Below are 23,183 nucleotides of genomic sequence, written 5' to 3'. Positions count from 1 at the left end.
GTGGCTTTTGCTTCAGCTCATCTAGGTTTTGCCTTGTTATCGAAACCGTTTTCTTACCTCAAAATAGCTCACTTAATTAAGCGAATTGGTATAAATTACTAGTTAAATTTTAGGCATAAAAAAACCTCAGCCAATAATTAGCTGAGGTTCAAAAAGTGGTACCAGCGGCCGGACTCGAACCGGCACTCCTTTCGGAAGGGGATTTTGAATCCCCCATGTCTACCAATTTCATCACGCTGGCATAATTTTTCTTTAATCTTTTAAGCATAAAAAGATAAAGAAAAACCACTTAAAATAAAAAGGATACTTATATACCTCTTATTCTGTATCCGCATTATACAAACAAAAGAGGGGGCGGCAAGCCTTTTCTTTTATTTGCATAAACAACTGGTTGATAATTAATCGTTTATAGCAAGGATACTCCACAGGTAAATTTTTTAAGTCTTTTTGGGCTGATATATAAAGCGAATATTTTGGGTTATGAGTGCTATTAAATTTGTTATGCGATTGAATAAATAAGCAATTGAACTATTGATAATATTTAATCGTATTACAATAATTATTCCTGCTTTATCCCGATGTTGCGCTTAATTCAGGTATTATTTGTACAACAAGGTTTTTAAGACATTACATATGACTCAATTAAGTGCCAAACAGAACATTCAATCGATTGTGAAAGCAATTAAGGCAGAGGAAGCATCACTTCGTCAAAAGCACCCATTACTTGCACATCAAAATACCTTAGGGTTAATTATTTTATTGCTATCGCTTAGCGCATTAATTGGTGTTGGTGTTTTATATTATTTAGGCATCATACCTGCTTGGGTATGTATAGTACTTGCGGCTATTGCAGCGTCTATTTCCCATGAGTTAGAGCACGACCTCATACATAAACAATACTTTAGTAATCAGCCGTTCATGCATAATTTTATGATGCTAACAGTATGGTTAATGCGGCCAAATACTATTAGCCCATGGTACCGACGTAAAATGCATTTACACCATCACAAAACCTCAGGCACACAACAAGACCTAGAAGAACGCTTGGTGGGTAACGGTATTAAAAATCCATTTTTACGTGCGCTAGTTATTGTAGATGGGTTATTAGGGTTAGTTATTTCTACTAAACGTTTTAGAAAAGAAATTAATGGCTTTAGTTTTTCGAGTGTTTTTAATGCGGGGTTTCCGATAGCGACTGCGTATTTTGCTGTTTTATACAGCGTTATTGTATTTCATATCGTTGATTTATTTATACCACTTTCGCTAAATTCACCTAGCTGGATACTAAGCATAATGAACGTGTTCGAATTTTTAATGGTTGTGCTCATTGTGCCTAATATTATTCGCTCAAGCTCGCTTAATTTTGTTACCTCAAGCATGCATTACTATGGCGGCGTTAATAACATGCTTGAGCAAACTCATGTACTAACGAGCCGTTTATTTATGCCGTTTCACTTGTTTTGTTTTAACTTTGGTAAAACGCATACTATCCACCATTTTGTGCCAAATCAGCCGTTTTATTTACGTCAAATGCTAAGTGAAAAAATACTTAAAGTAATGGCGCAACACAACGTGCGCTTTAACGATTTTGACAGCATAAAAAATGCTAACGCATTTAAATAATTACCCCCAACATAAGGGGAGGTTCTACATTGCTATTCTTATTTTATAGTTTGAATAGCAATTATGTACCAAGCCTATTACTCGTTAACTTCTTCTATCCACCACCGCGCTTATTAAAACTCACTTTACGTGCGTTGGTTGACTATTCAATGCCATTTTTAAATCAATAAAAACAAAAATAGTAGGCTTAATTAGCGCTAAATCTTCAAACTAAAAATAGATAAAACCAGTGAAAAGTGAAGTGGCCCCCTATAGTTGGGCATCTAGCTTAAATGGGATTGATTATTGTAGAGCCTTCAGTAATAGTGGTTATAGAGCGAACTAATTATGTTCTCAATAATACATAAGGGCTCGTGCTCATCAATATTATAAAACCAATAAATATAATAAGGACAAACAGGATGAAAAAATCACTAATCTCAATAGCGCTGGGCTTTGCTGCCCTTAGTGCGCTCAATGCCAATGCAAACATTGATCAGCAAGTTAAAAAGATAGAGCAACAGGTTATTGATTGGCGACGTGATTTTCATCAAAACCCTGAGCTTGGAAATCGCGAAACCCGCACAGCAGGTATTGTCGCTAAGCACTTAAAGTCGCTGGGTATGGAAGTACAAACAGGGATTGCTTATACAGGTGTTGTGGGGCTATTAAAAGGTGCAAAGCCTGGCCCGACAGTAATGCTACGCGCAGATATGGACGCGCTGCCAGTTACTGAAAAAGCCGATGTTGATTTTAAATCAACTAAAACCACTAATTACCGTGGTGTAGATGTAGGCATAATGCATGCTTGTGGGCACGACACGCACGTGGCCATGCTTATGGGCGCTGCACAAGTGCTTGCAAACATGAAAGATGAGCTACACGGTAATATTATGTTTGTATTTCAGCCTGCAGAAGAAGGCGCACCAGAGGGGGAAGAGGGTGGCGCTGAGCTAATGCTTAAAGAAGGCATATTTAAACAATACAAACCAGAAGCTGCTTTTGGGTTACATATAACATCTAGTTTGCACAGCGGTAAAATTGGTTATAGAAGTGGCCCTGCAATGGCCAGTGCAGACCGATTTGAAATAACTGTACATGGCAAGCAGGCACACGGCTCTGCACCGTGGACAGGGGTTGACCCAATTGCCGCAGCTGCGCAAATAGTAACAGGCGTTAATCATATTGTTAGTCGCCAAATTAACATTACCAAAGAGCCTGCTATTGTCTCGTTTGGTAAGATAGCGGGTGGGGTACGTAATAATATTATTCCTGAAGAAGTTGAAATGGTAGGCACAATTCGTAATTTTGATATGGATAACCGAGCACAAATATTTGAAAAAATAAAAACCACAGCCACGCACATTGCTAAATCGTCAGGTGCAACTGCAGAGGTACACATTCACGAAGGTTATCCGGTAACTATTAATAACCCAAAGTTAACTGCGCAAATGTTACCTAGTCTTAAAAAAGCAGCGGGTAATGATAACGTAGTTGAAATGGGAAAAATAACCGGCGCAGAAGACTTTTCGTTTTACGCATTAGAAGTGCCGAGTGTATTTGTGTTTTTAGGCGGTACACCCAGTGAGCAAGATTTAAATACAGTGGCTAGCAATCACTCACCTTATTTTTATGCCGACGAATCATCGTTTAAAGTAGGCACTAAGGCGCTTAGCCTGTTAGCTGTTGATTATTTGAACGCACATTAATACCAACTCGCAATAATACATAATCAATTTGAGGGATTAAACCGCACGTTAACTTCGTTAAAAATTTCTCATATAGAACAACTAAATAACGAAATTTTTGCCTTGTTATCGGCACGGTTTTCTTACCTCAAAATAGACAACTTAATTAAGCGAATTGGTATAAAAATAATTTAGACGTACCACGTTACGCTATTAGCTTAACATGGTATTGCTGTTTTATTTAAAACATCGCATCATGTTTGTAGCACTTGCTCAACTTTGAAAAAATCACTCTAAAGAATTAAACATCTAGCCGAATATACAAATGAACCGGCGAGCAGTTTTTTTATATTTTAAAAATAATGAATCGATATTGCCGGTCTTATATCTCGATTCAATCTTCATAAGCATTAAGGATTTAAATAATGGAAATTACTGGAAGCTGTTACTGTGGTGAAATTAAATACCAGGCAAAGTCTCAAAATAACAATGCACTTGTTTGTCATTGTAGCGATTGCCAACGTATGTCGAGCGGCCCATTTAGAGCCGTTATAATTGCAGAGCCAAACTCGGTAGTATTTACCCAAGGTGAGCCAAAAGAGTTTGTTAAAACAGCTCAAAGTGGTAACAAGCGTGCGCAAGGTTTTTGTGGCACATGTGGTACAACACTATATGCAACTAACGAAGCTAAAGCTGACCGTGTATATGGCTTGCGTATTGGTGCGGTTGATCAGCGTGATCAGTTTACGCCAACAGCACAAATTTGGTCTAAATCGACGCTTAATTGGCTTAACGAATTACATCAAGTGCCTTCATTTGAAACCACACCACAAAAATAAGGTAAGCCAGGTAATGAGCTCACTGATAAAAACCGCTTTTTTAGCAAGCACATTAATTACCGGCAGTGCATTCGCAGCTTCGAGTAATGTAGACTTTTTAAATGCAGGCAAAGCTAATCCTAACTTGCCATTTTCGCAAATAGTAAAAGCAGATAATACGCTTTATATGTCGGGGCAAATAGGGATTAACCCTGCAACAGGTAAGTTGGCTACAGGCGGTTTTGAAGGCGAGGCTAAACAAACACTTGAAAATATTAAACGCACTTTAGAGCAACATAACTACAGTATGGGCAATATTGTAAAGTGCACCGTTATGCTTACCAATATTAACGACTTTAAAGCATTTAATGCTATTTATACTCAGTATTTTAGTGTGCCGTATCCTGCACGTAGTGCTTTTGCTGTAAAGGCGTTAGCGCTTGATTCTTTAGTAGAAGTTGAGTGTATAGGTGCTGTTTAGTTGATACTCAGCAGTATTACTTCTAAAAAGTAATACTGCTTTTGAAATTTTATATACAAAAAGGCTGTCTATTTGAGTAGTTACATAACAGAGGAAATATTATGTGTAGTTCACCTAAAAGCAGCCGAGCATTTAAAAAAACAGCCATTAGTTTTAATGATGAGCTTACTCAAGAACAGCGTTTACGTTTTGCTGCAAAGGCTAATTTAGCGCAAGAGCGCCGTGAACAGCGTGAAGCAACTAATAAACGCTATGAGCAAAAACACACGAGCAACAAAACTTCGTCTGGTTTATTTTCGTGGTTACAGCAGCTAGTTAGCTGATTTAGCTAAAGTGGTGTTTTTACCACTGCCTAAACCACATAATGCACACAGTACTCCGGCAATAGCACACAGCCATAATGGCGCACTCCAACTGCCTGTTGCAGTGTGTAATGCACCAGCTAGCATAGGACCAATAGCCGCGAGCAAATAACCTACGCTTTGCGACATACCTGAAAGCGACGCTGCTTGTTGCGAATCATCGGTTCGTAAACTAATAAACGACAGCCCTAATATAAAACACGCCCCAGAGCAAAAGCCCAGCATTAGGGTCCAAACAAAAGCAAAGTTAGGCATGTAAAGTAGCCCCAATGCACTGAGTGCACTCAGCATGGCTAAAATAAAGCTAAGCGCGCTTTGATCTTTTAATTTGGCAAGTAACGGAATTAATATTAAACCCGGTAATGCAGTCGCTATTTGAAAAGCCCCATGATAAGCACCTGCTTGCGTGGCACTTTGGCCAGTTTCGATTAATATACTGGGTAACCACGTAATAATTATATAATTTAAGAATGAGTTTAAACCCAGCAGTAGGGTAATTTGCCATGCTAGTAAATAACGCCATACACTTTTTGAAGTGTCAGCGTGTTGAGCAATACTCGCGGGTTTTGTGTGCTTACTTAATTGCGACATCCATACAATAATACTCGCCAGAGTAATAAGAGCTGATGAGCCCAGCGCAAGTTGCCATCCTAATCCGTTTAGTTGGCTAAGGGGGAATACCAAAGTTGAAAACCCGCCCGATACAACGCCCATAGTAAGCACGTAGGCTGAGGTCATTAATGCAACCTTTGCAGGAAAGTCGCGCTTAATTAAACTTGGTAATAATACGTTTGCAATGGCAATGCCCACACCAATAATAGCGGTGCCTACAAAAAGCATGGCTGAGGTATTTATTACCCGCGCTGCAACCCCTGCAAGTATAAATAACAAAGCTACAAACAAGGTGCGCTCTAACCCTTGCTTTTTAGCAAGAGTTGCGGCCATTGGCGATACAATAGCAAAGGCAATGAGTGGCAATGTTGTTAAAAAACCAGCTTGCGATGCGCTAAGCCCAAAGTGATTAATAATTTGTTCAAGCACAGGTGCAATACCTGTAAATGTGGCGCGTAAATTTGCGGCAATAAGTAATATGCCAAGCACAAGTAATATGCCAGCAAAGCGTGATTTAGGTGTGTTATTTAACAAAAGGGCAGACCATTAAAGCTAATACTTAATGGGCGCTAGTATAAAGGCTTAGCAAAAACTATAATTTAGAGATAATGACATTAAATAACTAAAAACAGACAAAACTATGTTTGATGCAATTGGTTGGGACGACATTAAAAATTTTGAAACTATGGCGCAGCCCATAATAGCCAAAATAGAGCATGCCCATGCAAGTCACGAAATACCACTACATACCCATCCTAAAGGGCAATTAATTTTAGCGCTGCATGGTTATGTAACATGTGAAGTGTCGGCCAAAATGTGGATGGTGCCTACGCACAGTGCAATTTGGATTCCTGCACAAAAAGTGCATAGTAATAGGGCGTCTGATAACGCGCAGCTTTGTCATTTATTTATTGATAGTAGTAAAAACGGTATGCCGCTAAATACCTGTACGTTAGCTATTACGCCGTTAGTTAAAGAGCTAATGTGCGAGTTGGCTGCGCATAATCAGCACTATACTTTAAATAGTAAAACAGCGCGTTTAGCGCAGGTGTTATTTGATCAACTTATTGAAATGCCCGTACAACCACTCGATTTTGTATTATCTAAAAACGAGGTAATTCAAACCATGAGCGATCAGCTTATAAATATGCCAAATAACCGAAAAACACTACCACAATGGGCTAAGCAGTTTGCATTAACTGAGCGCACATTAGCGAGGTTAATAAAAAAAGAAACCGGTATGACATTTGGAAAATGGCGTACGCAATTGCATATAATTACAGCCTTAAAAGCGCTTTCTGATAAGCAAAGTGTGCAGCAGGTATCGGAGTTATTAGGGTATGAGTCGGTGAGTGCATTTATTACTATGTTTAAAAAGGTAATGAAAAAGTCGCCCATGAAATACATGAGCGACTTAAATCAATTAAATTAGCTTAGCCTTTAAATCAGTTTAGCTCTTAAATAAACATTACCACGTGTAAGTTGCCGAAAGCATCGCGTTACGTGGTTTGCCAGGAAAGTACCTGTCGCCGGTGAAACTGGTGTAATCGGCGCGCTCTGCATAAGCCTCATCAGTTAAGTTAATAATACGAGCAAGCACTTCAAGGTTATTGGTAATTTGCCACTGAGCGCGCAGGCTTAAAACATCATGCCCTTGGTATTTATTTAAGTTTTCTGGGTCGGTGTAGTAGTTACCAACGCGATGCCACTGCAAAGCAAATTGCGTATTGCTGAGTGCCTGCCATGTTAAATCGAGATTAGCAATATTACGCGGCGCGGTATCTATGTCGTTGCCGTTTATATTTAAACCGTTAAGTATTTGGTTGTTAGTGTAAGTATGCTTTGCGTGAGTGCCAGCAAAGTTAAGCGCAAGCGACTTAGTGAGCTGGTAGTCAAGCTCAAGCTCAATACCACGATGGCGAGAGCTGCCATTATTTACCGTAAAAAAGTCGCTATCGCGGTAAATCGTATTGTGTTTACTCATAGCGTAAACAGACACACCATAACGTAGTTTTTCGTAAATTCCTTTAATACCCAGCTCTGCGTTATTCGCTATTTCGGCGCTTAAATTTGCAGTGGTTTGCTCGCGTTGTAATTGGTATAGCTCAGCCGCTTGTGGCGCTCTGTAACCACGAGAAAAGTTCGCATAAAGCGTGTTATTTGTATTGTACTGATAACTAACCCCAAGCTTTGGCGATAGATTACTAAAGCTATTTTTAGCGCTTGCTGGGCGGCTGTATCGGCAACCACCAAAGCTGCATTCTGTACCATCGTCTTTTGTTCTACCTGCTAGCATATTATTGGTGTAGTCGTACTGCATATGCTCGTAGCGCACACCTGCAGTAAGTAACCACTTATTGAATTGCCAATCAAGTGATGCAAAAGGGGCATAAAGCGTGGCGTTTACATCGTAATCGTAATGCTTACCTTGGGGTACTGTAGCAACTAAAAATGCAGAACCTTGAGTGGGCTCGTTTTGGCTTTGAGTAAAATCGGCTTGCGTGTATTCGCCATCAAGCCCTAGGTTTATTTTTATATTACGTTGTAAATTATGTTGATAAAGCGATTGCACACCAAAGCCGGTTTGGCTGTTTGTTTCAAGCGGTGTGCCGGGTAAAAAGTGCTTAAAAAAGTCCATGCTTTGGTCGCGAAAATATAACGTAGTAGAGAGCACATCATCGTTATTTAATTGCCATGTTGCATTGCTCCATGCTCTAAATGCGCGTGCTTTTCTAAATGCGTCAGGGTCAAAGTTTTTTTGCGCGAGGTCTTCGTTTTTATAGCTTTCAAAGCCTGTAATAAATCCCGCCGTTTGCTGATCAAGATTTGTATAAGTAAGGCCTGAGGTAAGTAATAAATTATTATTTGAATAGCGATGGCGAATATTTACTTTTTGTTGCTCTACGCTTTCGTCGTCGCGGTAACCTCTATCGTCGGTAACACTTGCGTTAATGCCGATACCGCTGTTGCCGTAATCTTGCCCTGCGCGTAATTTGTAGCGAGTATAACCGTACGAGCCATAATCTAAACCAACTAAGCCACCGCCTTGTGTGGTGTCGGGCGTTATTACATTAATAACACCATGCACAGCGTTTGAGCCATAAAGTGCAGAGCCAGGGCCTTTTAGTACTTCAATGCGCTGCGCCATTTCGCTGTGCGCCTCAAATAGCTCGTTTATGTTACAAAACCCAGCGGCTCTCAGTGATATGCCATCCTCCAAAGTCAATATGCCACCACAAGCGCCAGCGCCCGAAAGTACGGGGGAGCGAAGTGCGGGTAAATACTCTTGGCCATTTCCGCGTTGAATATTAGCTCCTGCTACACGTTGCAGGGCTTCTTCAATATGGGTAGGCGCTATGCTATTTAGCTGCGCTTCGCTGAGTGTACTTATTGATAAAGGGAGTGGGGTAGATAGCGCTTCAATACGTGATGCCGTAGTTGTTATGGTTTCTATTGCATCGTTGTTTTGATTATTGGCAAACGCAGTGTGGCTAAAGGGTAATATCAGCGGCAAAAAATAAGGTTTCATACATTCCTTGAAAGTAATCTATATTGCATTGCCTCTATAATATGCGGTTTTAATATGCATTTAAACTTGTTGCGTTAAAGCGTACGTAACCTGTAAACCCGATACGTAATTGATAAAACAAAACAAGCCACAGCAGGAAACACTAAAGCTAGCACTAAGTAATGCTTAAATAAAACGTAGCCGGTTATACCGCCTAGTAAAAAGCCTGCAATAATGAGTAAAAACATAACGCCTTTACGGGTATCAAATTGCTCACCTTTAAGCGCTTTACCTAGCATTAAACCAAGGTCAGTAAAAATACCGGTTAAATGTGTCGTACGTATAACAGCACCACTGTAATTAGTTGCTAGCGCATTTTGTAACCCACACGCAGCAGACGTTAATACAATGCCGTAAACGAATGTGTTTTTGAGTAAATAAGCACTCGCAAGTAGCAGCAATCCTTCCATAAAAAGCAAAGTGTCGTAATGACGACCAAGTTTTAATGAGCCACCAGAGAGCAAAAAGCCCGACAGTGCCGAACCCAACATAAAGCTAATAATTATTGAAAGTAGCAATAAGGCAGTGCTGGGGTTAGTTATTACTTTAATACCAAGTAAAGTAACAGAGCCAGATACATGCGAAATAGCCTGGTGCTCAAATCCTAATAAGCCTACAGCGTTTACTACGCCCGCTATAAATGCGAGCGTAAACGCGCCATATTCAACCCACTTTGGTAGTTTTGTAAACATTGGTTATCTCTTAACGTGTGCAGTGTTAATTATTGAGTTTGTGCTTTAAAACGTTTTATTTGCTCATCAACTAATTTTGTATCAATTACGCCACGCTTAAAAGCAATGTAAGTAGGAAGCGTAAACTCATTGAACTGCCTAGCGTATATATTTTTATATTCTTTTGAGTACCACAAACCCGCTTGATAGTTAGTTATTGCGTATTCAACACGTTTTTTTTCTAGTAGCTCAAAAGTGTCTTTAGTTGAAAGTGAACGAAGTAGATTATTCTCATCAAGGTTATACTTTTTAGCAATAACCTCAGGCAAAGCAACGCCGCGCAGCATCGCTATTGGGGTATTTGATAAATGGTTTGTGAGTAGCTTATCTTTGTTTAAAGCAAATAAACCATACTTAGTAGTATGCAAGGGCACGCTTGTAAAATCTAAATACTCTGCTCGCTCTTTTGTATTGGCCAAAGAGAAATAGCAGTCGTAGTAGCCCAGCGCCATTTCTTTTTTTACGCGCGCCCATGGCAGATGAATTACGTCAATCTTAAGATTTAAATTACGCTCAATAAAGGTTAAGTATTCAATATCTAAACCTGTGAACGTATCGCTTTTCTCATCAAATATAGTAAAAGGCGGGTAGTGAGTTGTTACGCAGCGCAAAGTCTTACTTGGCGCTGCAAGTAATAACGAAGGTAAAGTTAAAGCTAAAAACAGAAATATTGCGCGCATAAATAAAAATTCGATATCTTTTAAAATATATATATTGAACGCCAATTATACAGTTACTGAGCTTAATTGCATTGATCTAAGTATTTTTACCTAGCGTATAAGTTAAATTTTGTGAGATATACCATGTTTAACGCAGAGCAGCAGTCACGCATTATCGAAATGGCGTGGGAAGATAGAACCCCTTTTGAGGCAATAGAGCAGTTATACGGATTAAAATACCCGCAGCTGGTGGTATTTATGCGCGAACATATTTCAAAAGGCAGTTTTAAAGTGTGGCGTAAACGCCATGCTGGTCGTAAAACAAAACACTTAAAATTACGCGATCCCGCTATTATGCGAAGCCACTGTAAAACACAATATAAACAACGTTAAATAAGTGTAAGCTGTTTCATATGATGTTCAGCCGTGTTTGTTAACCTTTAGCTATTAATTACGCTAGAGATTATTTATGAGAGCACTAACATACACAACACTAATAGCATTGGCTTTATGTTCAATAAGCGCAGATGCAAAACCGCATAAAGATAAGCATGGTCATAAACACGGCCATAATAAGCATCATTCACATAAACACAACGACAATGACTACCTTTCTAAAAAAGAGGCTAAGCAGTTAATTCGCGCAGGTTGGACGCCACCAGGGCTAAGTAAAAGCTACCACCGAGGCGACTATTTAGATCGTGATTTATATAAACGAGGTAGAGTGATTGAACGCTCTAGAGATAATGGTACAGTGAGTATAGAAATAGACCGTACAGTTATCCATATGGTGCACGACACCCGAGAAATACTTTCAATTTTAAGTCGCTAAATTAACTTTATAAGGATATTAAAATGCTTATTGCGCTGGCTATAATTATTGGCTTTTTTTTACTGGTTACCTTGTTGCCTATGTCGTACAGCCAGCATTACTTAGTGCGTAGCTGCGACTTTGTGCGCTTACAAGTATTTTATATTGCCAGTTTTGTAGCCGTTACATCGTTGTTTTTATTATGGCAAAGTAGCGCAATAGGCTATGTATTTATAGCCTTAACCTCATTACTTATAATGATTTTACAAGGTAAATGGATTTACCCGTATACGTGGCTTGCTAAAAAAGAAGTGCAAAGCGCACCAAAGCATATAGACCACAGCGTACGAATTATGTCGGCAAATGTACTTATGTCGAATCATAAAAGTGAGCAGCTAATTAGCCTTGTAGATGAGCACCAACCCGACCTGCTCATTACGCTTGAAAGCGATAGCTGGTGGGAAAATAAATTATCAGTCATTAAAAAAAATTACCCGTATTACATAGAATGCCCTAAAGACAATCGTTATGGCATGCACTTATACAGCAAGTTTAAAATACTCGATGCACAAATATGTGAGCTAATAGAAGAAGATATTCCTTCAATTCATATTCTGTTTGAAAATGATGAAGGCCTGCAAATGCAAGGGCACTTTATTCACCCAGCACCACCAAGCCCGACAGAGGAAGACTCATCACGTCCTCGCGACTCTGAGCTAATAATGGTGGCTAAAGCACTTAAAAACCCTACACGGCCTACTATAGTTGCCGGAGATTTAAACGACGTAGCATGGTCGCGCAGCACTCGTTTGTTTATGCAAATAAGTGGCTTTTTAGACCCTCGAAAAGGCCGTGGTTTTTATAACACCTTTCATGCAAGTTACTTTTTTATGCGTTGGCCGCTCGATCACTTATTTCACAGCGAAGGCTTTAAAGTAAAGCGTATTAAGCGCTTAGCTAAGTATGGGTCTGATCACTTTGCGTTACTCACTGAGCTTTCATACGAAAACGCTAATCAGGAGTCACTAGAAAATAAACCCGAAGATCTAAAGCATGAAGAAATCCAAGAGCTTGCTATGAATAAGGCAGACAAGCGAAAAGTGCCGAGGTTTGAGGAAAAGTTATAGCTATTAGGCAGTGTAGGTCGGATAAGTGGCGAAGCCACGCCATCCGACAAAAATAATGAATTGGCTAGCAACAACACGACTACTACGTTTATGTTGTCGAGTGGCTAGAAAGTGCCAACTACAGCCATTCGAGTGTTTAGCCTTCAATATTTAAGAGTATAAAAACGGACGTACAGTAACGTCCCATTCATAGTTGCCTTGTTATGCCTTACACTCAAGTAATTCACTTATTTCCTGAGCAATTTCATCAATTGTATGGGTTGCAGTACTACGTGCAACTTTATCAGCTAAAGAAGGGCTGAAATCAACCACTTCTTGTTTGGTAATATTGTGCCATATAGGTAGGAGAACTTGTTCTCCAGATACGGTTCTTGTGACAATTCCATCAAGTTCGTAGTTAGTCCATCCTTTTTTGATAAAGGATGGTGACAAAACCACTAAACCAACACGGCTATTAGCTAGCCCTTTATCTATTTTTTGTCTCAAACTGTCACCAATTCTAAGTGTCATTTCATCGAACCACACATTTAAACCTAAGGCAATCAATGCATTTGCTAACGGTCGAACTAGGTCATCTTTATCTTCTGATGCATGTGAAATGAATACATCATGAGTTTCACCACCAGACTCTGTCGGAGGAGGGATGTTATCCCTAACTAAACTCGGCACTTCTGATAATGGGCGCTCTTGTATTTCAGGTAACATGCCAGGAAGAATTCTTACGGAAGCTTTGGTAGAGCCTTGTAGACCTTGCATATCAACAGCAGCATACCATCGGCCAGAGCTAGTTGCCTGTAACCTAATTGGTGAACGTTTAGCTAGCCCACCGATATAGCGGTGTCTTCTTCCATTTTTATAATTATTAAACTCTGAACTTGTCATCAACCTAACGTTAGCGCCACGAGTAAGCGTAACTTCGACGATGTCACCTCTTTTAATGTTTCCTAAGTCAAACTGTAAAAAATTCATTAATATCCTTATTCAATTATAGTAATGAAAAACTTTGCTGGTAGATGCAAAGAGGCATAACACCCGCATGTTAGGCATGGGCTTCCACCTCTTTATCGAGGCCGTGATATTTCTTATATCTAAAGTCCCTTGAATCTCTAAAACATGGAGGCAACCCCTCAGGAAAACGCTCCTCACCGAGAAACCCTAAGACATCCGATAAATAGTTGGTTACTCTTATCCAAGCATTGCGGAATGACTCAATTATCTCTTCATCAAAGCCTTCAATATGCCACTCTCTAATTAGAGCTAAAGCTTGTATTTCATCTGGCGCCAAAGCCTGCATTAAAATTGGATCTTTCTTCGAATTTTCAATAAATCTGTTGATCGCCATATCGCTATCTTCAAATGGATCTATATAGAAACCAAATTGCATCTTGATCGTATAACCCCTGATAGATGCGACGAAAGCCTTACTTTCTGGCTTTAACATTGACTTGTGAACGATATGGCGACGATGCTGGATTATTTTTGAAAACAGAGGGTCGTTTAACTCCAATTCCCTTTTAATTGGTTTATGCCAATTAGGAAAATGCTCATGATTTTGTAGCGCCATTGTAATCATGTCGGGTATTTCCCGTAAAGAACGAATAAACGCATTCATGGAATACCTAAGAGCATCGGAATCATGATAGTGACCTTCGATTTGATGAAGATACCAGTGGCTTTCTTGCCATCTATCAAGTGCGGCTTCGATTTTTTCGTGTACACAAGTCATGTTTATGCCTAACAATTTAATATCTACCCAAAAGGGCGTTTTTTTACCGAGACACAGCTCGTTTATATACTTGTACCAGTTCTAGCACACAATATAAGTGATTGCTATATATTGAATATTTGTTAGAGCTAAAGAGCTTAGTTGTGACATGATACACCCATAGGGTTGTTTTCCTGACTATGCGAGCAAATCAGTTTAAAAGTCCGTTATTGAGAAAAACATTTCTAACCATAGCATTTTTGTATGTCTCAAATTCTCTCATTGTTGCCTGTCAGGTTAAGTCTAGTGAAATAGATTGCATTGCATAGTTAAAGTTTTTATATTGTTCGGCAATATTTTATTTGGTGCTAATAAAGCACTGCGTGCAAAGGAAAGCATGTGAATTATAAAAAAATGTACTACCCAGTTAAGGCGCTTGCTGTTTTATCTTTAGTTGCTGTTGCTATTAAGTACTGGATGCCAACTGAAATTGGCTTTGCGTTTATGCTGTTGCCTTATTTGCTTCTATATTTTTTAGCTAACGCTAAAAACTATAAAAATAAACGGCTCATTTTTATTAGAATTATAGCTGCATTATGTACTATTACTTTAGCGCCAGTACTTGTCTTTGGTATTGAACCTGACCCTCAAGCTGGGATTGGTATTATGTTTTTGCTGATAATGCAGCTAGCTGCAATTAGTGCCTCTGAATTTATTATATTATTCTTTTATGTTGATAATGATTAAAAAGTAAACTGCTCATTTACAGTTATTACTGTGTAGTTACTTTGCGGTTTGAACTTAGTAGAGACTAAGCTCTTCTTTAATCTAATTTTAAAGTTAAAAAAAACCTAAAAGCGGTTACCCACTTTTAGGTTTTTTAATGTATTAGGGCTAAATTAGCTATTAATCATAATACATTTGATATTCACAAATTCGCGCATACCAAAGCCGCCGTGCTCTCGGCCGTAGCCACTTTCCTTAACACCACCAAACGGTAGGTTAGGTTGTGCTAAACCGTAGCCGTTAATATTGATCATACCGGTGTCAAAGTACTTTTTAGCTAGTTCAATGGCTTTTTTCTCATCTTTAGAGAAAATACCGCCGCCTAAACCGTAGCGAGAGTCGTTGGCGATGCGCATAGCATCGTCGTTATCTTTCGCTTTAATAAGCGAAGCGACAGGGCCAAATAATTCGTCGTCGTAGGCCGGCATGCCAGGTGATAGGTTATCAAGTAGCGTTGGTGGGTAGTAGTAACCTGTTTGCGATGGTATTTCGCCACCCGTTACTATGTTTGCACCTGCTTTAACTGATTCCATTACTTGGTCGTGAATGCCATCACGTAAATCTTCACGAGCCATTGGGCCTAAGTCTGTGTCATCTGCCATTGGGTCGCCCATTTTCATGGCTTCGAACTGCTCTTTAATTTGTGCTTTAAAGTCATCGTAAAGTGACTCAACAACAACATAACGTTTAGCTGAAACACACGTTTCGCCGTTATTGATCATGCGACCTGTTACACAGGTTTTAACTGCAAGCTCTAAATCAGCGTCATCGAGTACTAAGTATGCATCGTTGCTACCCAGTTCTAACACTGTTTTTTTAGCGTGTTTACCCGCTTCTGCAGCTACTTTTTTACCTGTGGCATCACTACCCGTAAAGGTTACGCCGCTAATTGCTTTGTGCGCAATGAGTGAGCTGGCGGTTTTACCGTCGATGAGTAAGTTGCTGAAACAGTACTGTGGGAAACCAGCTTGTTTAAATAGCTCTTCAATTTTTTCAGCCATGCCAAATACGTTACCAGCATGTTTTAATACGGTTGTGTTACCCGCCATTATGTTGGCAGCACTGTAGCGAATTACCTGATAAAGCGGGAAGTTCCACGGTTGAATACCTAACAGTACACCTGTTGGTTGATAGCTGATAATTGCACGGCCGCCGTCCATATCACGTTCTTCGTCAGCAAGTACTTGTGGGCCTTGTTCAGCTGTGTAACGACAAATTCCTGCACATAGTTCAACTTCTTGAAAGCCTTGCTCGTATACTTTACCCATTTCTTCGGTCATGAGTTTTGCGATAGATTCTTTTTGCTCTTCGAAAAGTGAGGCTAACTTATTAAGATATCTCGCACGTTCAGTGAACGACGTTAAGCGCCATTTTAAATATGTTTCGTGAGATTTTTCGATTACCTGTTCTGCTTCCTTTTGAGAAAGTAGTGTATAGGTTTCAATGGTTTGCTCAGTTGCGGGATTAATCGTTTTAACTGTGTTACTCATTTCTATCTCCTTACAAATTTAGTTATTTAAAAGGTGCAAGGCTAGAGCCAGTTTTTAAAAAAGTTGCTTTTGTTTTTATCCATCTGATTTTATTAGTTAAATTTATATTTTTGCTGAAGGGGTATTTTTTAAATATAAAAATTGAGGTGCTCGAGGTAGTAAAATATTCTGGGCGTTGCAAAATTTACAACACCCTCTGGGGCAAACACAGAGCTTTATATTAGCTCCTTTGCAATGCGCTTTAATAAATAAGTTTCTCGTAAAATAGAAAGCCCTTGTTTTTCACTGTTAGCAATGGTGCGCTCGTTATGTGCAATTGCGTCGTTAATATCAACCCATTTAGCTGTCATGCCATTTTGCTGCTCGTAATGCTCTAACTGCGCTTTGCCAAACTCGTCGGCAATACTGCATACAAAGCAATACGATTTAATATGAATAATATCAAAATCGTCTTTATACCAAGGGCGATACTCTTCATAGAGTCCATAAGCTTTAACTACACTTATTTGTTGTGCACCGGTTTCCTCGCTTAGTTCGCGAATTAAGCCTTGTTCAATACTTTCGCCTTCATCTACTCCACCACCAGGTAAACTGTAATCTTCATAGCGGCTTGTATACATTAAAAGTATTTTATTATTTTTAATAACAATGGCGCGAGCTGTTAAACGCGTAAACTGACTACCGTGGTCAATATTAATACCTGAATGAATTAAGGTTTTTAATTGCTGCATTTCGTCTCCTTTTTTAAGCTTTTAATGATAACAGTTGCTACCATTCTATAAATAGAAACGATTTTAATTATTTTTCGTAATTTGTGATCGTTTTTTTAAGCATACGTAAATATTAGGTTGGTAAAATAAATAGCATTGGATTAATTAGCTATTTAAGTAATTAGATTCTAGGCGTGCCTTTAAATTAATATTTAGGATGCGTAGAATAAGAAAAAAAGCATAGGGATTTATCATGTTAGACATACTTTTAGTAGACGATGACGTTGAATTTAGTGACGTTGTTTGCCACATAGTCGAATTCCTCGGCCACAATATAAGCACCGCCACCAGTTTAAAAGAAGCACATCAATGGTTTGAAAATAATACCTTTGACCATGTGCTACTTGATTTTATGTTACCTGATGGTAGCGGTTTGCATTTACTTGATCATTTAAAAACGATTGGGCAATCTCCAAAAATTACACTTATATCGGGTCATCCTTCAGTTAAAGGCATTTTAGCTGAAATGTGTGAGCCAAATGTAGGGCATTTATTAAAGCCATTACAGCGTGAAGATTTAGAACTCGTTTTGAATGGCCCTAAAAAAGCAGTTAAAAAAGCAAAATCGAGCGGTATTGTACGCCACTTTGGTGGGTTAATTGGTGAATCTGAGCCAATGCAAAAGCTTTACAACATGATTGAACGCGTTGCTAAAACAAATGCTAACGTGATGCTTATGGGGGAAAGTGGTGCAGGTAAAGAAGTAGTGGCTCAAGCTATTCATAACGCAAGCCAATGCGAAGGCCCATTAGTTGCGAGCAACTGTGGTGGGCTTTCAAAAGAGTTAATTGGCAGTGAATTATTTGGCCACGAAAAAGGCGCATTTACAGGCGCAATTGCACGCAAAGAAGGTGTGTTTGAGCAATCTAATAACGGTACTTTATTTTTAGATGAAGTAACCGAGATGCCAATTGATATGCAGCCAAATTTACTGCGAGTGCTTGAAACTAAAAAGGTAACACGCGTAGGTGGTAACAGAGAAATACCAACCAATTGTCGTGTTATTTCAGCTACGAACCGTTCGCTTACTGATTTAGCACAAAATAATATTATTCGTGAAGATATTTACTTTAGGTTGGCTGTTTTTCCTATTGATATACCGCCACTTCGCGATAGAAAAGAAGATATTCCTTTATTAGCTAAAGCATTTTTAGATCAGCTTAATGATGAAAACGGTACCGCATTTAGTTGGACACCCGCGCAGCTTAAAGAGCTACAAAGTTATGAGTGGCCGGGTAATGTGCGCGAAATTCGCCACGCTATACACCGTGCATTTATTATGAGCGATCCGCAAACTAGCGATATTATTCTACCAGATAACTTAGAGTCGCCTTTTTCGCGCGTTAATAATCAAACTGCCGAAAAGCCAGTATCAGCAGGACAAACCATTGAAGAAGTCGAAAAAGAACTTATTCATGCAACGCTTGACAAGGTGCAAGGTAATAAAACGCTTGCTGCACAAATGCTAGGTATTAGTACTAAAACACTTTATAACCGCCTTAATGCATATGGCGGTATTGGCGAATATAAATAGATTTGAGGAAGGGCATGACATCCGATAACCAAACAGAGCAACTAAATAAATTAGTACACGATGCAAGAGCGCCGCTTAATCGTATATCGATGAATGCAGAGCTTATTAAGTTGGTACTTGAAAACGATATGCCAAAAGAAAAAGCGCTAGATGCACTTGATAAAATTATTAACAATTGCCAACAGTGTAGTGAAAGTTTACAAAAAATAACTGACTCTCAATAAATAGTAAGTGTTGTACAAACTCTAATTCGGGAAGCTAAATGAGCAAGCAAAAACAGCAAGGTAAAGCGAATGTTACTTGGGCAGCTTTTATAGTTGTTGTGTTAAGTATTATTGTAGGTAACGCAGTTTTAGCATTGAATACGATTCAAGGTATAACGCAAACCCAAAAGAGTTTAGACAACACTAATATGCTGACAACGGCAATTGAGCAACTGCATTTATCAATAGTGCAGGCTGAGTCGGGTCAGCGCGGTTATTTATTAACAGAAGAGACTGACTATTTAACGCCTTATTATGATGCTATTGGACAAATTGAAGCTCAAACAGATCATGTTAAGTCACTACACTCTGAGATTGACGGCCAAGCTGAGCGTATTGCTCAGTTGTTAGTACTAGTTGATAGCAAAATTAAAGAGCTGAAGCAAACTGTAAACCTAGCATTGGATGACAAAGAGCGACGTGCAATCTATGTGTTAAATACACATAAAGGTCGGGAGCTTTATAAGCAAATTAGAGAGTATGTTAATGAAATTCAAGACCGCGAATTACTCTTTAAAGTGAGCCATTTTTCAAAGTTAGCGCAAATTAAAAATGAAGCTAAAATCACGTTTGCTATTACAGCAATCACAAGCTTATTACTTATTATTGGTATGTTTGTAATGACACGTCTTAATTTAAGAAATGCAGCTAAGTATCGTTTTGAGCTTGAAAAACAAAACGAGACTTTAGCAACTAAAGTGTCTGAGCGTACGCAAGAATTAACATTGTATTCTGACGAACTGAGCCGAAGTAACCGAGAGCTTGAAGAATTTGCTTTTGTAGCGAGCCATGATTTACAAGAACCGCTTAGAAAAATTCAAGCCTTTAGTGACCGCCTCGAAACCATGTTTAAAGATGAGCTGGGTGAAAAAGGGATTGATTACATTGGCCGCATGAAAAATGCAGCGCAACGCATGTCTAACTTAATTAATGACCTATTAGAGTTCTCGCGTATTACAACACGCGGCAAAGACTTTGATGATACAAATTTAAACGAAGTAGTAACCGATATATTAAGTGATTTAGAAATTGCGATAGGTGAGTCTAATACACAAGTTGATGTAGAAGACTTACCGGTTATTCAGGCTGATAAAAGCCAAATGCAGCAGCTGTTTTTAAACTTGTTGTCGAATGCAGTTAAATTTAGACGCCCAGATGTAAGTCCACATATAAAAATTAGTTATCAAGATGAAGATATTTTTAGTGAGGATCATAATACCAATTTGAGCTTTCAAGTTATTACCATAGAAGATAACGGTATTGGTTTTTCACAAGACTATGCCGATAAAATATTTGTACCGTTTCAGCGCTTACATGGTCGCTCACAATATAAAGGCACGGGTATTGGCCTTTCTGTATGTAGGCGTATTGTGGAGCGCCACGGTGGTACAATTACAGCCCAAAGTAAAGACGGTGAAGGTGCAACCTTCATTATAAAACTACCTGTGGAAGCTGCGCTTTTCACATTGCAAGGAGAGGCTTAAATGCCCTATTCAAAAGTAAAACCTATTACTATTTTAATGGCAGATGATGATGAAGATGATCGTTTGTTAACACAAGATGCCCTTGCCGAAAGCCGTGTACTTAACGAGCTTCATTTTGTTGAAGACGGCGTTGAGTTACTTGAATATTTAGAACGTAAAGGTAAGTTTGAAGACAAAACAGTGTCGCCACGACCAGGATTAATATTACTTGATTTAAACATGCCAAGAATGGATGGCCGTGAAGCGCTTGAAGCTATAAAAGGGAACCTTAATTTAAAGGGAATCCCGGTTGTTATATTAACTACGTCTAAGCAAGAAGAAGACATGGTTAAAGGCTATAACTTAGGTGCTGCATCTTATATTACAAAACCAGTAACGTTTGATGGTTTAGTTGATTTGATGAAAACGCTAGGAAAATACTGGGTAGAGTTTGTAGAGCTACCGACAACATTTAACGATTAATGGAGATTGTATGTTAGATAAAGTGACTCAGTTGCTGCTTGTAGAAGATGATGAAGATGATTACATACTCACCTGCGACTATCTGGACCAATTGGATTCACACACGTTTAACATTCAATGGATAAGTTCCCCAGAGCAGGCAGTTGCAACGCTTAGCAAAAATGAGCACGACATTTGCCTGCTTGATTACCGCTTGGGTGCATCTAATGGTTTAGATGTATTAAAAGAAGCCATTGCTAATGGCTTTAGCGGCCCAATTATTATGCTTACCGGGCAGTCAAACGACGAGTTAGACTCGGCGGCGCTTGATGCCGGTGCAGTAGATTATTTAATAAAAACAGAAATGAGTTCGAGCCGCTTTGCGCGCGCTATTCGCTATGCACTTGCTCGTAAAGATGTTGAAGGTGAGAGAGTAGAGCGTTTAAAGGCCGAAGCTGAAAATCGCTCAAAAGACCGCTTTTTAGCTCATTTAAGCCACGAATTACGTACTCCTCTATCGTCTATTTTAGGTTACACCGAACTATTAATGCAGAGCGACTTTAGTCAGCAAGCAGAAAATGAATTGGGTGTTATTTATCGAAACGGTAAACATTTATTGAGCCTGTTAAACGATGTGCTCGACTTATCTAAAATAGCAGCCGATAAACTGGAACTTACCCTAAGCGAAGTTAACCTTGATAGCATGCTTGCCGATGTATACACGCTAATGCGCGTATCGGTGCTAGATAAGGGCCTTACGCTGCGCTTTGAATCTCATCAGCCACTACCTTTGGTTGCACGACTTGATGCAACAAGAGTTCGCCAAATTTTAATAAATCTAATAAACAATGCGGTTAAATTTACCGATAAAGGCGAAATTGTTGTTAATGCGTGGACGCAGTGGGTTGATGATCGTGAAATGCTATTTTTTAGCATTAAAGACTCAGGCATGGGCATTGCCCCTGAAAAACAAGAACTAATATTCAAGCCATTTGAACAAATAGCCGATGTAGAATCACGCTCTGTAGGTGGCGCAGGCTTAGGCTTGGCAATATGTGCTGAATTGTTAGCACGTATGCACGGTGATATTAGTTTGCACTCTGAAATTGGTAAAGGCTCTACGTTTACTATTTCGGTTTACCCAGGTGATATTAGCGAAGTAGAACGACAGGTACTTAATTTTAGCAGTGCGCCGCAACTACAAAGTAAATCGGCTCCATGTAAAGTGCATGGGCGAGTATTAGTAGTTGATGATTTACGTGATTTACGCATGCTAGTCGGTCATATGATCAGTACCTGTGGTGCGCGCGTCGATTATGCCGAACATGGCCAACAAGCGCTTGAAAAAGTGCGTATTGCAGATGCGTATAAAGCGCCTTACGACATTATTTTTATTGATATTCATATGCCTGTAATGGGCGGCAAGGAAGCTACCATAGAGCTTAGAAAAATGGGTTACAAAGGCCCAATAATCGCGCTCACTGCCGCTACTATGAAAGGCATACATGAGGAGCTTGCTGCACTTGGCTTTAACGATGTAATACCAAAACCTGTTGATAGCGCGGCTTTATATCAATGTTTGCAAGATTATTTGGTAGCGCCAGAGCATGCACCGCAAGCTAAAGATATAAATTGTAGTAAGGGCTTAACCGAGAAAAAGCAGCGCTTTTTACTTGTTGAAGACGATCACGATGCAGCGCAAATTACGCAGCTACTTTTAGAAAGTCTAGGCGTTGAAACCGTCATTGCGTCTAGCTGCGCACAATGTTTGCAAATACTTAATCACGACCAGCAATTTAATAAGGTATTGCTAGATATGCATTTACCCGATGGGCGTGGCATTGATTTAGGCCAGCAAATTAATGAGCGATATCCAGAGCTACGCTTGGTGATTGTAAGTGGCGCAGAGCCAGATCCAAGAGAAATAAAAGATTTAAATATTGACCGAGTTTTACTTAAACCTATTAATTTGAGCTTACTTGAAACGCTTATTAGCTAGGGCCAGTTTATCTTTCGAGGTTAAATTTGCAGCAGTATGTTTGGTATTTAGGCAAGGCAGAGCCTGTGTAGTGTGGTTATTCCCCATAAATAGGCGATAACGTAGCACAAATGCCAAACATGCGCTGCCCGAAGGGTTCTGCCCAGGGGCTATTTACTCTTTGTTGCCTACATGGATGTCATAGGTAGGTACTTAAGAAAAACATTAAGTACAGCCTTAAAAATTTGGCTCTACCCCATACTGAAATACTCC

General features: G+C 39.4%; 23 protein-coding genes and 1 tRNA gene. 15 read left to right on the top strand and 9 right to left on the bottom strand.

Annotated features, from left to right (window positions below; all coding sequences use genetic code 11):
* Nucleotides 1-156: 156 nt before the first annotated feature.
* Nucleotides 157-241: transfer RNA gene (locus I6E85_RS06830), tRNA-Leu, on the bottom strand.
* Between the two features lie 392 nt (nucleotides 242-633).
* Here I6E85_RS06830 and I6E85_RS06825 point away from each other — a divergent pair.
* From I6E85_RS06825 to I6E85_RS06805, 5 genes are all read left to right on the top strand, one after another.
* Nucleotides 634-1,623, top strand: coding sequence for a fatty acid desaturase (locus I6E85_RS06825; RefSeq protein WP_101217487.1), 990 nt, complete (start codon nucleotides 634-636; stop codon nucleotides 1,621-1,623).
* Nucleotides 1,624-2,024: 401 nt separating this feature from the next.
* Complete coding sequence (locus I6E85_RS06820) at nucleotides 2,025-3,311, top strand: amidohydrolase (protein ID WP_101217486.1); 1,287 nt, start codon at nucleotides 2,025-2,027, stop codon at nucleotides 3,309-3,311.
* 404 nt (nucleotides 3,312-3,715) lie between these two features.
* Nucleotides 3,716-4,129 (top strand): GFA family protein, encoded by a 414-nt coding sequence (locus I6E85_RS06815; protein ID WP_010553118.1) that lies wholly within the window; start codon nucleotides 3,716-3,718, stop codon nucleotides 4,127-4,129.
* A gap of 13 nt (nucleotides 4,130-4,142) precedes the next feature.
* Complete coding sequence (locus tag I6E85_RS06810; protein ID WP_197236738.1) at nucleotides 4,143-4,589, top strand: Rid family detoxifying hydrolase; 447 nt, start codon at nucleotides 4,143-4,145, stop codon at nucleotides 4,587-4,589.
* A 101-nt stretch (nucleotides 4,590-4,690) separates the two neighbouring features.
* The gene (locus tag I6E85_RS06805) at nucleotides 4,691-4,912 is read left to right on the top strand and encodes a hypothetical protein (RefSeq protein WP_024590261.1); all 222 of its coding nucleotides are present in this window, start codon (nucleotides 4,691-4,693) and stop codon (nucleotides 4,910-4,912) included.
* Here the strand turns inward: I6E85_RS06805 and I6E85_RS06800 are convergent.
* Complete coding sequence (locus tag I6E85_RS06800) at nucleotides 4,901-6,097, bottom strand: MFS transporter (RefSeq protein ID WP_197236737.1); 1,197 nt, start codon at nucleotides 6,095-6,097, stop codon at nucleotides 4,901-4,903. The two genes, I6E85_RS06805 and I6E85_RS06800, sit on opposite strands and share 12 nt — an antisense overlap.
* A 106-nt stretch (nucleotides 6,098-6,203) precedes the next feature.
* Between I6E85_RS06800 and I6E85_RS06795 the strand changes: the two genes are divergently transcribed.
* Entirely contained in the window at nucleotides 6,204-6,995 is a 792-nt protein-coding gene (locus tag I6E85_RS06795) for a helix-turn-helix domain-containing protein (protein ID WP_024590263.1), read from the top strand.
* 36 nt (nucleotides 6,996-7,031) lie between these two features.
* Here the strand turns inward: I6E85_RS06795 and I6E85_RS06790 are convergent, their stop codons facing one another.
* The 3 genes from I6E85_RS06790 to I6E85_RS06780 form a co-directional block, all read right to left on the bottom strand.
* On the bottom strand, nucleotides 7,032-9,092 hold the full coding sequence (locus I6E85_RS06790; RefSeq protein ID WP_197236736.1) for a TonB-dependent receptor: 2,061 nt from the start codon (nucleotides 9,090-9,092) through the stop codon (nucleotides 7,032-7,034).
* Between the two features lie 74 nt (nucleotides 9,093-9,166).
* The gene (locus I6E85_RS06785) at nucleotides 9,167-9,823 is read right to left on the bottom strand and encodes a YoaK family protein (RefSeq protein ID WP_197236735.1); all 657 of its coding nucleotides are present in this window, start codon (nucleotides 9,821-9,823) and stop codon (nucleotides 9,167-9,169) included.
* 29 nt (nucleotides 9,824-9,852) lie between these two features.
* Nucleotides 9,853-10,542, bottom strand: coding sequence for an ABC transporter substrate-binding protein (locus I6E85_RS06780; RefSeq protein ID WP_197236734.1), 690 nt, complete (start codon nucleotides 10,540-10,542; stop codon nucleotides 9,853-9,855).
* A gap of 123 nt (nucleotides 10,543-10,665) precedes the next feature.
* Between I6E85_RS06780 and I6E85_RS06775 the strand changes: the two genes are divergently transcribed.
* From I6E85_RS06775 to I6E85_RS06765, 3 genes are all read left to right on the top strand, one after another.
* Nucleotides 10,666-10,914 carry a TIGR03643 family protein gene (locus I6E85_RS06775; RefSeq protein ID WP_024595124.1) on the top strand — a complete coding sequence of 83 codons (249 nt, stop codon included), beginning with the start codon at nucleotides 10,666-10,668 and terminating at the stop codon, nucleotides 10,912-10,914.
* 76 nt (nucleotides 10,915-10,990) lie between these two features.
* Nucleotides 10,991-11,353: a hypothetical protein gene (locus tag I6E85_RS06770; RefSeq protein WP_002958080.1), complete on the top strand. Its 363-nt coding sequence runs from the start codon at nucleotides 10,991-10,993 to the stop codon at nucleotides 11,351-11,353.
* Between the two features lie 23 nt (nucleotides 11,354-11,376).
* Complete coding sequence (locus I6E85_RS06765) at nucleotides 11,377-12,459, top strand: endonuclease/exonuclease/phosphatase family protein (RefSeq protein WP_197236733.1); 1,083 nt, start codon at nucleotides 11,377-11,379, stop codon at nucleotides 12,457-12,459.
* A 201-nt stretch (nucleotides 12,460-12,660) separates the two neighbouring features.
* Here the strand turns inward: I6E85_RS06765 and I6E85_RS06760 are convergent, their stop codons facing one another.
* Nucleotides 12,661-13,428, bottom strand: coding sequence for a DUF1883 domain-containing protein (locus I6E85_RS06760; protein WP_197236732.1), 768 nt, complete (start codon nucleotides 13,426-13,428; stop codon nucleotides 12,661-12,663).
* 70 nt (nucleotides 13,429-13,498) lie between these two features.
* Nucleotides 13,499-14,185, bottom strand: coding sequence for a hypothetical protein (locus I6E85_RS06755; protein ID WP_197236731.1), 687 nt, complete (start codon nucleotides 14,183-14,185; stop codon nucleotides 13,499-13,501).
* 378 nt (nucleotides 14,186-14,563) lie between these two features.
* On the opposite strand from I6E85_RS06755, the gene I6E85_RS06750 reads away from it, so the two are divergent.
* A complete protein-coding gene (locus I6E85_RS06750; RefSeq protein ID WP_039485094.1) occupies nucleotides 14,564-14,911 on the top strand; it encodes a hypothetical protein in 348 nt (115 codons plus the stop codon).
* 152 nt (nucleotides 14,912-15,063) lie between these two features.
* Here I6E85_RS06750 and I6E85_RS06745 read toward each other — a convergent pair whose 3' ends face one another.
* Entirely contained in the window at nucleotides 15,064-16,440 is a 1,377-nt protein-coding gene (locus tag I6E85_RS06745; RefSeq protein WP_197236730.1) for an NAD-dependent succinate-semialdehyde dehydrogenase, read from the bottom strand.
* Between the two features lie 215 nt (nucleotides 16,441-16,655).
* Complete coding sequence (locus I6E85_RS06740; protein WP_197236729.1) at nucleotides 16,656-17,171, bottom strand: NUDIX hydrolase; 516 nt, start codon at nucleotides 17,169-17,171, stop codon at nucleotides 16,656-16,658.
* A gap of 232 nt (nucleotides 17,172-17,403) precedes the next feature.
* On the opposite strand from I6E85_RS06740, the gene I6E85_RS06735 reads away from it, so the two are divergent.
* Genes I6E85_RS06735 through I6E85_RS06715 form a run of 5 tightly spaced genes read left to right on the top strand, consistent with a single transcriptional unit; the run spans nucleotide 17,404 to nucleotide 22,931 of the window.
* Complete coding sequence (locus tag I6E85_RS06735) at nucleotides 17,404-18,744, top strand: sigma-54 dependent transcriptional regulator (RefSeq protein WP_024590271.1); 1,341 nt, start codon at nucleotides 17,404-17,406, stop codon at nucleotides 18,742-18,744.
* 14 nt (nucleotides 18,745-18,758) lie between these two features.
* Entirely contained in the window at nucleotides 18,759-18,968 is a 210-nt protein-coding gene (locus I6E85_RS06730; protein WP_007581523.1) for a histidine kinase dimerization/phospho-acceptor domain-containing protein, read from the top strand.
* A 38-nt stretch (nucleotides 18,969-19,006) separates the two neighbouring features.
* Nucleotides 19,007-20,491 (top strand): ATP-binding protein, encoded by a 1,485-nt coding sequence (locus I6E85_RS06725; protein ID WP_024590272.1) that lies wholly within the window; start codon nucleotides 19,007-19,009, stop codon nucleotides 20,489-20,491.
* Entirely contained in the window at nucleotides 20,492-20,953 is a 462-nt protein-coding gene (locus I6E85_RS06720) for a response regulator (protein WP_024590273.1), read from the top strand.
* 10 nt (nucleotides 20,954-20,963) lie between these two features.
* Complete coding sequence (locus tag I6E85_RS06715; RefSeq protein WP_101163923.1) at nucleotides 20,964-22,931, top strand: hybrid sensor histidine kinase/response regulator; 1,968 nt, start codon at nucleotides 20,964-20,966, stop codon at nucleotides 22,929-22,931.
* Nucleotides 22,932-23,183: the final 252 nt, after the last annotated feature.

It is taken from the genome of Pseudoalteromonas sp. NZS71 (genome assembly GCF_015864715.1).
GTDB lineage: Bacteria > Pseudomonadota > Gammaproteobacteria > Enterobacterales > Alteromonadaceae > Pseudoalteromonas > Pseudoalteromonas arctica.
This window is presented reverse-complemented; position numbering and strand designations above follow the sequence as displayed.